This is a genomic window from Brevibacillus sp. NPDC058079, assembly GCF_042885155.1.
Classification (GTDB): Bacteria; Bacillota; Bacilli; order Brevibacillales; family Brevibacillaceae; genus Brevibacillus.
Window position 1 is genome coordinate 1 of the sequence record NZ_JBHVSO010000031.1, and the last position, 12868, is coordinate 12868.

At 49.1% G+C, this 12868-nt stretch carries 8 protein-coding genes; 1 reads left to right on the forward strand and 7 read right to left on the reverse strand.

Annotation, left to right across the window (positions count from 1 at the left end):
* Positions 1-137 precede the first annotated feature (137 nt).
* The 7 genes from ACFVS2_RS34395 to ACFVS2_RS34425 form a co-directional block, all read right to left on the reverse strand.
* Positions 138-2813, reverse strand: coding sequence for a YhgE/Pip family protein (locus tag ACFVS2_RS34395; protein WP_390241154.1), 2676 nt, complete (start codon positions 2811-2813; stop codon positions 138-140).
* 177 nt (positions 2814-2990) lie between these two features.
* The gene (locus ACFVS2_RS34400; RefSeq protein ID WP_390241157.1) at positions 2991-6887 is read right to left on the reverse strand and encodes a metallophosphoesterase; all 3897 of its coding nucleotides are present in this window, start codon (positions 6885-6887) and stop codon (positions 2991-2993) included.
* A gap of 52 nt (positions 6888-6939) precedes the next feature.
* Positions 6940-7281 (reverse strand): DMT family transporter, encoded by a 342-nt coding sequence (locus ACFVS2_RS34405; protein WP_173620462.1) that lies wholly within the window; start codon positions 7279-7281, stop codon positions 6940-6942.
* Complete coding sequence (locus ACFVS2_RS34410; RefSeq protein ID WP_390241161.1) at positions 7274-8056, reverse strand: HAD family hydrolase; 783 nt, start codon at positions 8054-8056, stop codon at positions 7274-7276. Before ACFVS2_RS34410 ends, ACFVS2_RS34405 begins: the two co-directional genes overlap by 8 nt.
* 38 nt (positions 8057-8094) lie before the next feature.
* Positions 8095-9795, reverse strand: a complete 1701-nt coding sequence (locus tag ACFVS2_RS34415) for a putative 2-aminoethylphosphonate ABC transporter permease subunit (protein ID WP_390241164.1) — start codon at positions 9793-9795, stop codon at positions 8095-8097.
* A 14-nt stretch (positions 9796-9809) separates the two neighbouring features.
* Complete coding sequence (locus ACFVS2_RS34420; protein ID WP_390241167.1) at positions 9810-10841, reverse strand: ABC transporter ATP-binding protein; 1032 nt, start codon at positions 10839-10841, stop codon at positions 9810-9812.
* A 20-nt stretch (positions 10842-10861) separates the two neighbouring features.
* Entirely contained in the window at positions 10862-11953 is a 1092-nt protein-coding gene (locus ACFVS2_RS34425) for a putative 2-aminoethylphosphonate ABC transporter substrate-binding protein (protein ID WP_390241170.1), read from the reverse strand.
* Positions 11954-12196: 243 nt separating this feature from the next.
* Here ACFVS2_RS34425 and ACFVS2_RS34430 point away from each other — a divergent pair, with 243 nt between their 5' ends.
* The gene (locus ACFVS2_RS34430; protein WP_390241173.1) at positions 12197-12742 is read left to right on the forward strand and encodes a GbsR/MarR family transcriptional regulator; all 546 of its coding nucleotides are present in this window, start codon (positions 12197-12199) and stop codon (positions 12740-12742) included.
* The last annotated feature ends 126 nt before the right edge of the window (positions 12743-12868 follow it).

Here is a 12868-nt window from a genome sequence, read left to right on the forward strand (position 1 = left end):
GAAATACCACCGTCCAAAGCTATATTAATAATCATATTATACTATATTAACGCGGTAATTTATAAAAGTAATCCGAACTAAAAAAAGGTTGCCGAGACTTTCTCGACAACCTGAGGACACCTTAAAAAGGTGTCCTTTTACCCAATAATCTTAGTCTTCTTCGCATTCTCCATCGACTTTTCAATGATTCCGCTCAACGGACGCTTCAGCGCGAGCGCCACAAACAGGCTGATACCAATAAAGCCGAATAATACGAGTATATCCCGGATCGCCGTTTCCCAGAGGATGCCGCCCACCCCTTCACGTAACAGGCTGATTGCATACGTGAAAGGCATGTATGGGTTCAGCGCTTGGAAAAACGGTGAAGTCATACTGATCGGGAACGTACCGCCCGAGCTAGAGAATTGAAACACCATGAAGATGATCGCGATGCCTTTGCCCACGTTGCCGAAAACGGACACCAGCGTGTACGTAATCGTGACAAAAACCAGGCTGACCAGCATACCGAATAACACAAACGGAGCTTTATCCGCTACATAGGCCCCCAGGATGTAAATATCACCGAGCGTGACGAACAACGCCTGAAACAGCCCAATTGTCACAAACGTCCCTAAGCGGCCCAGGTACAGCTGATACGGCTTGTACACTCCGCCCGGATTTTCCGCATTCGGCTTCAACAGGGAAATCAACAAGGTCGCACCTACCCAGAGAGACAACACACCGTAAAATGGTGACATGGCCGAACCATAATTCGGTATCGGGTAGAGGCGGTTTTCCTTGATCTGCACGGGGCTTGCGAGGAATTCGCTCTCTTTTTTAATGTCGCCGCGCAATAGCTTGGCAAGATCGGCGAAGTTGTTGTTCGCCTCGACTTCTCTCAGCTTGTCGGCGGCCTGCCCAATGGCACTCTCCAGCTTGGGTAGATCGTCGCGAACCAATGCAGCAACTCTGTGGACTCCTGCCTCCACCTCCGGGAGCTTGTAGCGCACAAAATCAGCCAGCTTGGTCAAATTCGCCTCCGCTTTAGGCAGATCGTTCTGGACGAATGCCGCTGCCTCGTCGAGCTTCTTCCCGATAGTAGGAAGATTCCCCTTCAAGAACGGAGCTGCTACGCGAATGGCATTTGCAAAAGCATCCGACTTACTTCTGAGCGTTTGGGCAAGCTCGTGGACCTGCGCCCGTATTTGCGGCATCTCCTGCTGGATTCGCTTCAATTCTGCCAATCCCAGTTCCAAGCCCGTCTTTGTCTCTTGGAGAATCGATTCGATATCCGGAAGTTTTTCTTGGGCCTTATGCAGTAGATCAGCAGATTCTCCTGTGATCACCTTCAGCCTTTCAATGCCCTCGGATATTTTCGGAACGATTTCGCTATCGTAACGGGACAGGATGTCTCCCAATTCCGCGCTGGTGTTTTTCGAGAGCTGATTCAAGCTCTCCACCAAATCTTTCGCAGGCTGCTTGCCTTTTTCCAGCGCGCTTGCAATCATGCCGAGAATCTCGATTTGCCGGTTCATTCTGTTCTCAATCGTGCGCAGCCTCTCTGCGAAATGACTCAATGGCTGTCCAGGAATATAACTGTTTACTTTCTCTACAAGCGATGCGGTATGCCCCAAAACATTCACTGCTCTGGATAACCTGTCTTTCACGGCATTTACCTCACTCGCAGTAGGCAGGCGATCCGGATTGATTTGCAACAGTCTGTCTGTAAGTTGTGTGAGCGCATCCGATGCTTGCTGGGCTAAGATGAGATTTTGCTTGATCAGCGGTGCAATCGTTTCAAAGGCACCGTCATGCTTCGTAAAAAAGTCATTGAGCTGATCAGCAACAGCCGCGCCCTTATCAGTCAGATCAGCGATACGCGGCAACGCTTGTTGCGCAGCTGAAACAATCTCAATAGCCTGACTCGCTTTTTCTGTGGCCGTAGTCACTGCGTTTGCGACTTTATCAAAATTTTGATCCAGCTCTTCAATTCGTCCAACGGCTTGCTCAATCACCGGCAGCTTGTCTTCCATCGCGATAATGACCGACGACGCCTCATTGATTTTCGGCCAGTTTTGCTGGATTTTGAGCACGGCCTGCCCTGCTTGATTGATTTCGGGGATTCTTTTTTCCACTTCCAGAATGATCTGCGCTTTCTCGTGAATCTCGGGAAGTTTCTTCTCAATCTCCAACACCTTTTGCCCTGCGGCACGAATCTCAGGCAAGCTTTTTTCCAGTTGGAAAACGCCGCTCTCGATTTTGCGGATGGTCGGCAATTGCTCTTCAATTTTAATGCCGATCTCCGTAAGCTTCATCAGCAAGGCTTCACTGACGCTTTCTGTAAAACTCTCGTTGATCTGCTTGGCAATCGCTGAAACACCTGACGAGGTGATTTTGGGTGCGACGGCGTTCACTTTTTCATTGACCGTATAAATCACTTCAGGCTTGTTCAGGTTGCCATGGACAATTCCCGTGATTTTTGTGGAAAAATCAGCTGGAATAAGGATGCTGGCATAATAATCGCCCCGCTCCACGCCCCGTCTGGCCTCTTCTTTGTCCACAAAGGTCCACCCTAGTTTCTGGTTGTTATGCAAGCTCTTTACGAGCTCGTCTCCGATGTTGACCTTTTGATCGCCAACCGTGGCTCCCTGATCCTCGCTCGTCACCGCCACCTTGACACCTTGCGTATTGGCGTAAGGGTCCCATACTGATTTGATGTTGATCCAATCGTATAAACAAGGAAGGAGAATGATGGCGATGATCAGAAAAATCCCAGTCGGAACCTTGAAAATGTTAATCCAGTCCGTTTTGTAAATCTTCCATATAGACCGCATGTATGTACCACCTAGTAGGAAAGAATGGATGAATCTTTACACTCACATGACAGTTTACCATGGAAGGAAATGATCGGGAATGAGTCTGCCACTAGTAGCATGAGCCGCTGCACGCTAAATTATGATGAAAAAAGCCCAACCATCACTGGTCAGGCTCTTCCTAGTAACTCGGTAAAACTATTTTCTCACTTTCAACGTGTACTCGCTTGTATGACCATCGTTTTCGGCAACAATCGTCACGGTAGTTTTGTCCGGCGTATCCTCATGGACGGTTACCAGACCATCTTCGCTAATCTCAGCATATTCCGCTTCCACGACACTGTAAGTGGTTCCTGTGCTTTCCTTGGTCATATCGCGTCGGCTGCGATCCGTCATGGTAGCCGATACGCTCATTTGAACCGTACTACCAGGCTTTACTGTACTCTTTTTGGCGGACAGGTTGATACTCTTGACCTCTGCAATCGTGAACGTCACTTTGGTCGATTTTTCTCCGTTGCTCACCTTGATGGTAACTTTTTTGCCAGGTCGCGCATCCTCGGAAATCTCGATCAAGCCGTTTTCATCCACGGTGACGCTGCTGTTGTCAGATTCATAGACGGTTCCGCTCTCTCCGTCAGTCAAATCCTGCTCGGTACGGTTCGAGAACCATCCGGTCACCTCGAGCTGGAGACTCTCACCCGGCAACAGGGATGCCCTACTTGGTGTAACGTTCACTCTTTGCAGACCTGTATTTGCGACCATGTAGATGCCCGGCTCCTCGATTTCGAAGCTTGCGCGGTCACCCGTTTTGATGACATCGACTGTTTTGCCTTTGGAGGTCTTGAGGACGTTCCATACTCGCTTCGATTCATCATAGTACTGAGCCGTCAAATATTTTTCCTTGTGCTCGTACGGCAGAATCATGCGGACAGTCCTGCTGTCAAAGCTCTTCAATTCCTGGTTGTCTGCTTCTAGGCGAACTTCGTACATATCGCTGGCATTGCCCGATTTCGAAGGCTTTTTGATGTCGTCCGGCTTTGAGAGCTCGACGTGGATATCCGCACCGTCATGCTCTTTGAGAAGCTCGCTGGACAGCCATACACCTGCGTCTTCCTTGTTCACCAGGGCCACATTGATTTGCTTTTGTGCCAATGCATCTACGATATCACCACTTAGTGTCATCGAAGATTTTTCTTCTTCCTTCGATTTTTTCGCTGCACGCACTTCATCACGAGCGCCGTCCATGCGAATCTCGATTGTCTTCTCCAGGTCAAACAGTGATGCTTGCTTGTCCAGTGCTGTCTCGATGGACTCTACTGCTTGGGCAAAACGTTCGATCTGAGCGACTACCTTCTCCGTATTTTCGCTATCGTCTGCTTCGATCGTGCTGACTTGTGTCAAAAGCTCCGCGATCGGTTCTTTCAGCTTTTTCACCCATTTTTCAGAGAGATCGTCTTTATCTAGCTTGGCAATCGTCGTCTCTGCTACATGAGCCATGACTTTTACTGCTTGCTCCCATTGTTCTTGATCGTTTTTCTCGATCTCATCAACAACTGGCAAGAAAGCATCCTTCAACAGCGAGTAGGTCTGTTCTAACACTTGATCCTCATCGACGATATCCTCTTTCCACTTGGAAACCATCGCAGCCAACACGGTATCCGTTGCATCGGAGACCAAAGCAAGATGCGTAGAATCACTGAGCTTGTCGTCCTTGATCAGCTTGGACAATTGCTTGATCGCATTCTCTGCTTGCTTCTCTACTACATCCTCATCTGTAGCGTTCTTAATTACCTCAGCAGCAGCGCGATTGGCTTGGCGCAACTGCTCATCTGGCGTGAGTACAGGCGGATCTACCGGTGGTGTGACTGGTGGTACTTCGGTAAACGCATCCTTCAGTGCTGCTTGAGCAAAGTCCTCAGACTCTGTGTCCTTTTGCTTGGAGAAAGCGAGAATTTTCGTCGCGCCATTCGGAATTGCCGTTCCATTCGGGATCGCGTAGATGACCTTATCTCCTGTCTTGGCTACAGATGCGATCGCTGACTGACCGGACAGCTTGCCTTCGTCGTTCCCCCAGTAGAGTACATACTCGTCAATGTTCGCTTCATTTGCCGCAGGAGTGATCGTGACGTCCCCGCCAATCACACCCTTGTTCGTGTCCGCATCGGTAAAGGATACCGCCTGTGGTGCTTGTGCCTGCGTCTCATCGACAATGGTAAAGGTAACTCGGCCGAGTTCAATATTGTCGTTATCTGAGCGATATTCGGCTTCCCCGACATAAATCGCATCGTATTTGCCCGGAGCGAGCTTCAATTCCTTGAATGAGACCGTTCCATTCGGTTGCTTCACACCGCTCGTTTTTTGTTGGGCGATTGCTTTTACATTTTTGCCCAACTTCGTACCTGTAGGGAAAATACCGATCCAGTCTTCTCTTACCGAGCTCGTGTAAGCCACCTCAATCGCATCTGACGACAGGTACTTCTCTTTCACCATCTGAACCGTAGGATTGCTCAGGGTCAAATCTGGATCGGAAGAAGGGTCTACCACTGGAATTTTCTCAGATAGATCGATTTCATACTGTGCATTGGCGATCCACGTGTCGTTTTTAAAATCTCTCCCTTTTACCATGACTTTATCGTCGTAAACTTCCACGAAAAAGCCTTGGCTTCCGTCCTTGCCTGTATTGGCGTCTGTCCACAAATAAGAGGTAGCGCCCGCATTAAACATCGTGGCGTATTTGGCGTTGTACATCGTATCCTTCGCACCCAACTCCCAGTGTGTATGTCCACTGAACAGGAACGCTCCAGGATGCTTCGCCAGAATCGTTTTCATTTCCGTATCTTGTCTGACACCGTACCAGTAATTGCTTTTGAGATAGCCATCATTGGCACCGGCTACTGTGTTCTTCAGCGGCTGGTGATGGAAAATGAACGTCGGCTTGCCTTGGGACTCAGCCAGCTTCTCGTCCAGCCATTTCAACTGCGATTCCGATAAGTAGGAGTAGTCTTTCAGCCCTTTTTCCGTGCCAAGGAAAATGAACTGGTAGCCGTTAATCCACACATTGTAGTAGCTGGACTTCATGTTGGTGTACTTGTGGAACAGCTCGGAAAACTGCGTCCAGTCCCCCCAGCGAACATCGTGGTTCCCTTGCACAAAATATGTTTCCGGGAGTTGGTCCTTGTACATGTTAAAAATCCGTGCCAGCTCCATATATTGCGCTTCGGTTCCGTTCTCGGTATTGTCTCCGATGGTCATGAGTCCGTCACTATCCGGATTCAGGGCAATCATATCTTTGAAGGCATCTTCGAGGTTTTTATTATGAACGTGATCCTTGCTGGTTTGCACATGCATGTCAGTGATGACTTCGAAACTGACCAATGGCTTCTCTTTCACCATCCCTGGGATCGTAAACTCTGCGCTCGCTGTCGTTTCACCCGCAGTTGAATCCGAGTAAGCGAGGAGCTTCGTCGCGCCCTTTGGAATGACCGTGTTAGCTGGGATTGTATAGGTCGCATACGTTTCACCTGGCGTAGTTGGAGGCTGCACTTGTGCGATGATCGGCTCTCCTGGCAGCTTTCCTACATCATTTCCCCAGTACAGATTGTAATGAGTCACATTCGCAGGATCAGCAGGGATTTTGATTTTCACATCGCCTGCAATCTGGTCTGCATCGTCATCCGTATCGACAAAAGTAATGCCCGATGGAGGATTCAAGGTAATGATCGAAAAAGGAGCACGCTGAAAAATGTTGTAGCCGTCATTTTGCATGTACAGCGCCTCATACTCACCTGCTGGCAATGACTTCGTAAAGTTCATCGTACCGTTTGGCTGACCGGCTGCACTCGTGTATTGCCAAGTGAGAGAAGGGTTGCTGCCCTGTGGAATGGCACCTGCTTTATACAGTCCGATCCAATCCTTCAGGGAAGCTCCTGTATACGACAAGGACATCGGTTGACCATACAAATAGGTTTGCTTGTCCATCGTGACGGTTTGCTCTCCAGCTGCCTGAACGCCTTGGATCATAAAAGGTTGAGTCATTCCCATGAAGGCAACCGTAACACCCAGTACCATTGACATCGTTTTGTTTATCACTTTCATAATAAACGCGCACCTCATTTCGATCAGATTGATAGAGTCCGACTGATGATTTTTACACGACCTTGCTGCTGACTTTCAGACCAATGACACCAATCACAATGAGTGACATCCAAAGCATTTGCTGAAGATTGATCATTTCTTTGAATAAGAAAATACCGACGAATGTAATTAAAACAATCCCAACACCAGACCAGATCGCATAAGCGACTCCGACCTGTATATAGCTGAGTGCGAAATTAAGCAGAGTAAAGCTCGCACCGTACAACAGAAACATCAGAATGGATGGCCACAGCTTGGTAAAGCCCGCAGATAGTTTCATCGAAGTCGTACCTGCTAGCTCCAGCAGAATAGCGAATGTGAGGAGAATCCATCCCCACCCGATCCCCTCATTCATGCCGTGATGCCTCCACCTTCAGTTGCGTATAGGAGGAAATCACCGCTTCTGCTTCCTCCAGGATTCGTATCCGATCAGAAGAGTCTTCCTTGCTCACAATGCCAATGGTCACCGAGACACCTGCACTTTTCCCCATGCGTATGTCGCCGCTCGTATCGCCGATGACAGCGACTTCTCTCGGCTTCAAGCCCAATTGGGTACAAGCTTTTACCACCATGTCCGGATAAGGCTTGCCACGCTCTACCTGATCATTCCCGATAATGACTGGAAAATAAGAGCGAATGCCCATCCATTCCATATGCTTGATCGCTTCCTCTGTTTCGTCTGCGGTTACAATCCCCATAAACATTCCGTGGTCGCGACATTGTTCGAGGAACGGGATCAGCCCCGGAATGGGATAGGCAGGACGAGTCTGCTCCATATCCTGATAAGCTCGCTCTTTGCACTCTCTCGCCAGTCGCATTGATTCTCCCCACGATAGTCCCTGACGATATCCCTGCCATGCCAGGATCGCAAGCAAATCGCTAGTCGAGCCCATCGCTAACGGACCATTGATGCTGTAGTCGCATACCTGCCCGTCTTCGTCGTGAACAGTTCCCCACAGCTCTGCGAGAGGAGCGATCTCAGTCGGCTGCGGAAGCTGGCTGGCAAAATGACGATGTACGGATTCGCTCCAGTACCCCCAGAGCCGCACAAACTCCAGCAAAGTACCATCCTTATCGAACAAAATCGCTTTGACCGCATATCTCTTGTTGTTAACAAGTACGTCGGGCATCTTTTTCACCTGCATTCCATTTTGAATCGGACTTGGCTTTACTCTTTCGTCCTGACGAGAAGCGCATCCGTTCTTTTCTGCATCTTGCCTGACATCCACATGATCGCGGTACGTACCAACAGATTCGCCACGATGATTAACGTAGACATCGCAGCAGCTTGCGCGATATCGCCTGAGTCCTCCTTATTCACAATCGCAACCGCAGCCGGTTTCAGGTCTGGTGCATACAAGAAGATAATGGCCGAGACCGTCACCATGCTGTTGATGAAATAGTAGAGGAACACTTCCAAAATCGTCGGCAATGACAGCGGAACCGTAACCCGCAGCAATGTCCGATACCAAGGCACATTCATCGATTCTGATGCAGCCTCGAACTCGCTATCTAGCTTCTTCAGACCGGACGTCATCGTCAGGAAAGAAACCGAGTAGAAGTGAACGATGTTACACAAAATGACGATCCAAATCGTGCCGTAAATGCCGTGCAATGGTTGATTCGGATTGTTGAAAAAGAATACGTAGATCAAACCGAGCACGAGTCCTGGCAATGCAAGCGGCAGCATGGACAGAAAATACGCTGACTGACGCAGCAGACGATGCCCCCGTGACTTCTCGATGAGATACGCGAACAAAAAAGTAGCGACTGTGCCAATCAAAGCCGTGGCAAACGCGATAAGCAAGCTCGTCACAAACGGTCCTTTGCCATCCAAAAAGTCTTCGTAGTGCGCAAAGGAAATGGACAGATTGTACGGCCACACTTTTACGAGAGAGCCGTAAATAGCAACCAGGATAATGCTAATAATCACAGCGGACACGGCGGAGCAAAGCACGTAAAACAACCCATCCCGCAGTTTGTTGCGTTCAATTCGGTAAGGGATGGATTTCGCGCTCAACCAACCGCTCTGTTTACGCTGGGAGATGCGATCGATCACGAAAGAAATCACAGCTGGTATCAACAGCAGCACCCCAACGGCCGCACCCATTTGCATATTTTGTTGCCCGATAACCTGCTTGTACAAATCTGTCGCTAGCACGTTGTACTGCCCGCCGACCACTTTGGGAGCCCCGAAGTCGGTAAAGGTCAAGACGAAGCAGACAAAAATGGCACTGATCAGCGCAAACCTCGTTCCCGGTACCGTGACCGTCCAAAATCTGCGCCACTTGGACGCCCCAAGCGTCTCTGCCGCTTCATACATCCGGTAATCTGCACTTGCGAGTGCCACCGACAGCATCAGAAACGCCTGCGGAAACGTATAGAGTACTTCCGCCATCACAATCCCGATGGGCCCGTAGAGCTCAATGCGGAATTCCGGCAACAGACCAAAAAATCCGGTAGAAATCAGCCCTTGATTGCCAAACAAGTAGGTGAGCGCCAAGCCGTGCAGCATAGAGGGTGCGAATAGCGGCAAGAGCGCAACAGACCGATAAAACCATTTGCCGCGGATCGCGCTTCTCTCCAGTGCGTAAGCAAATCCGAAGCCTAACGTAACGGCAATGATCGTCGTTACCGTCGACACCTTAATGGAATTCCACAATGACATCACGAGAGCCGGCGTAGAGAAGTAATTGGCAAAATGCATGAGCCCGATAAAATTCCCGTCCTGATCTGTAACTGCCTTGAGCACCAGCTCACCGAGCGGCAGCAGGATGGCGAACAACAGCGCGATGGTCATGCAAACGATGATCGCATTTTGGCTCCATTTGTTGGCATCAGGGCGTATTCGTTTTAACCAGGTGTCCATATCGTGTACGCTCCTTAGCCAACAGCCAGGTCTGCCGTATCATCAAAACGAATGACATGCTCTGGCGGCAGGGTGAAGGCAATTTTTTGATCCGGCCAAACATGATGAGACACCATAGCATGTGCCGGGACATCAATCGTGACAAACTGTTGCAACAAAGTACCTTGTGGACCGATCAACTCTGCCACAATCCGATAATGCGTACCGCGATATTCCAACTCACGCACGATTCCTTGTCTGCCTTTTTCATGACCGTCACGCAGCAACTGGACATGCTCCGGACGGATGGCGAGCATAGCCTGATCCGAGTGCTTATCCGACTGGATAAAGCTGATAGCTCCGATAAAATCAGCGACAAATGGCGTTTTGGGACGCTCGTACACTTCTTTTGGCGTACCGACCTGAATGATGCGCGACTGGTTCATGACCACGATGCGATCCGCCATCGTCAATGCTTCCTCCTGATCGTGCGTCACCATAATCGTCGTCATCCCGAATTGATGATGGAGCCGACGAATTTCGTTCCTGAGTTTGGCACGAACCTTGGCGTCCAGCGCAGATAATGGCTCGTCCAAGAGCAAGCAGTCCGGCGAAAACGCCAAGGCCCTCGCCAGTGCTACCCGCTGCTGCTGCCCTCCTGATAATTGAGCCGGGACTTTGTTGCGGTGTTCTCCCAGCTCAACCAGTTGAAGCATTTCCTCTACCCGATCAGCAATTTGTGCCTTGGAGAAGCGATTACGCAATCCGTAAGCAATGTTTTCACTGACCGTCAAATTCGGAAACAACGCGTACGATTGAAACATCATGCCAAAATTCCGTTTCCCTGCTGGCAGCGAGGTAATGTCTTTCCCGGCAATGACAACGCTCCCTTGATCCGCTTTTTCCAGTCCTGCGAGGATTCGCAACAACGTTGTTTTTCCGCAGCCACTCGGTCCGAGCAGACAGATGAATTCATTCTTGGCAATGTCCAGTTGAATGTCCTGAAGCGCTGTGTGCTTCCCGAATCGCTTGGCGAGATTGCGTAATGACAAATAGCCTTGCTCCATCACAAATGCCCCTTTATTTTTTACTTTTTCGGTTCAGCCTTGGAGCCGTACTTCTGCTCCCACTCTTTCAAAATGCCTTCGCGGTCCCTTGCTGCTTGATACAAGTCCAGCTTGGTCAACTGCGATACAGGGTCTTGTTTGTAGCCTTCCGGAATTTGACTTCCTTCTTGCTTGATGCTCAAAATCGCGTAGTTCTTGTTGTATTCCTTCATCGGCTCATCGCTGATCGCCCAGTCGAGGAACAATTTTGCTTCTGGCTTGATGTCTTTTTTCTTTACGAGCGCGCTTGCTTCCATATCCCAGCCCGAGCCTTCTTTCGGGAACACGACTTCGACTGGCGCTCCTTTTTTCTGTTCGTTAATGCCGCTGTATCCATAAGAGATACCGATTGGCGCTTCACCAGCGGACGCCATCTTCGCTGGCTTGGAGCCAGAGTGCGTGTAGACCATCATGTTTTCATGCAACTTGTCCATGTATGCCCAAACCTTGTCCTTGCCGTACAACTGATGCAGGGCGTTGACGGTCAAGTAGCCTGTTCCAGAAGAAGCAGGGTGAGGCATCGCGATCAAGCCTTTGTATTCTGGCTTGACCAAATCTTCGTACGACTGCGGGATAGCCAGATTGCGTTTTTCCATCTCTGCTTTGTTGACAATAATGGCTGTCTCCCAAATATCCATGCCTACCCATTTTGGCGGGTTGGCCTTGTCCTTGAATTCAGGCAGTACACGATCTACGCCTTTGGGAGCATATGGCTCAAGCATTTGCATATCGTCCATCACCAAGAGACTCGTGGCAGCCAGTCCCCAGATCACATCCGCCTGCGGGTTGTCCTTCTCGGCAATCAGCTTGGCTGTCATGATGCCAGTGGAGTCACGAACGATGTTTACTTTGATATCCGGATACTGCTCTTTGAAAGAAGTCAGATACGTCTTGATCTGTTCATCTTCAATTGCCGTGTACACATTGATTTCTCCAGAAGCGTTAGACACTGCAGTCTCCGAGCCAGTTTGACCACTGTTCGATGCTGTTCCCTCTGTCTTCGGTGCTCCACAGCCTGCCAACAAACTCGTAACGACCAACGTTGCTGCCATCACATTCCACTTGATTTTCACGGTGATTCTCCTTTTCTGAAAGAAAGTATCGGATAAAAACCATCTGCGTTCAAAAATTATTGTACACTCGCATTGTGTTTCGCCCATGAAACCACTGTTAATTGAGCATTAAGATTACGTAAATGCTCATAACAATAGCTTTATCACTGTGTAGAAAAACTTTTTGCTATAATGGAAGTATCATACAAAAAGCATTGAACGAAATGATGATGACGGTGGCACGAGAGGGAAGTGAATATTCGCATGTCTTTGAACGACGAAAATGTACGAGAAGAAAAACGCCTCCATATTCGTAAACAAATGATCGAAGCCATAGCAGAAACGATGGACTTGTATGGCGCTACTCATTCCTCTGGTCAGCTTTACGGTGTCATGTTCTTCGAGAATCGTCCGATGACTCTCGACGAGATGAAAACACAGATGAACATGAGCAAAAGCAACATGAGCTATGCAGTGAGATCCTTAATGGAATCCCGCATGGTCAAAAAACTCGAGGAAAAGCAGGAACGAAAAGAGCTGTATGCGGCGGAGACCAACTTCTTCACAGCGTTTCAAAACTTCTTCACATTCAAGCTGCAGCGTGAAGTCGATGTGATGACCGGTGCCATCGACCAGGCACTGCCTGAATTAACCGAGCTGATCCTTTTGGAAAGTACCTCTGATGAGGAACGAAAGCTCGCCCTCCAAGATTTGCACAAGCTCAGACATGCAAAAAAGTATTACGAATGGTTGCAAAATTTTGTGTATACCTTGGAACAAGGTGATTTTTTCGAAGAAGAGCCCGAATAGAAAAAAGCCATCTTTCTCTCCAAAGCTAGAGTGAAGTGCACCCCTTAAAGTAGACATTGGAAAAACCCCTGTGGTTTACCGATGAACTTTAGGGGGTGCATTTTTTTATGGCAGCTAAAGGGCAAA

Coding starts and splice junctions, on each gene's coding strand:
- ACFVS2_RS34430 (WP_390241173.1), top strand. CDS start 12,197: ATGTCTTTGAACGACGAAAATGTACGAGAAGAAAAACGCCTCCATATT.
- ACFVS2_RS34410 (WP_390241161.1), bottom strand. CDS start 8,056: ATGCCCGACGTACTTGTTAACAACAAGAGATATGCGGTCAAAGCGATT.
- ACFVS2_RS34420 (WP_390241167.1), bottom strand. CDS start 10,841: ATGGAGCAAGGCTATTTGTCATTACGCAATCTCGCCAAGCGATTCGGG.
- ACFVS2_RS34395 (WP_390241154.1), bottom strand. CDS start 2,813: ATGCGGTCTATATGGAAGATTTACAAAACGGACTGGATTAACATTTTC.
- ACFVS2_RS34400 (WP_390241157.1), bottom strand. CDS start 6,887: ATGAAAGTGATAAACAAAACGATGTCAATGGTACTGGGTGTTACGGTT.
- ACFVS2_RS34405 (WP_173620462.1), bottom strand. CDS start 7,281: ATGAATGAGGGGATCGGGTGGGGATGGATTCTCCTCACATTCGCTATT.
- ACFVS2_RS34415 (WP_390241164.1), bottom strand. CDS start 9,795: ATGGACACCTGGTTAAAACGAATACGCCCTGATGCCAACAAATGGAGC.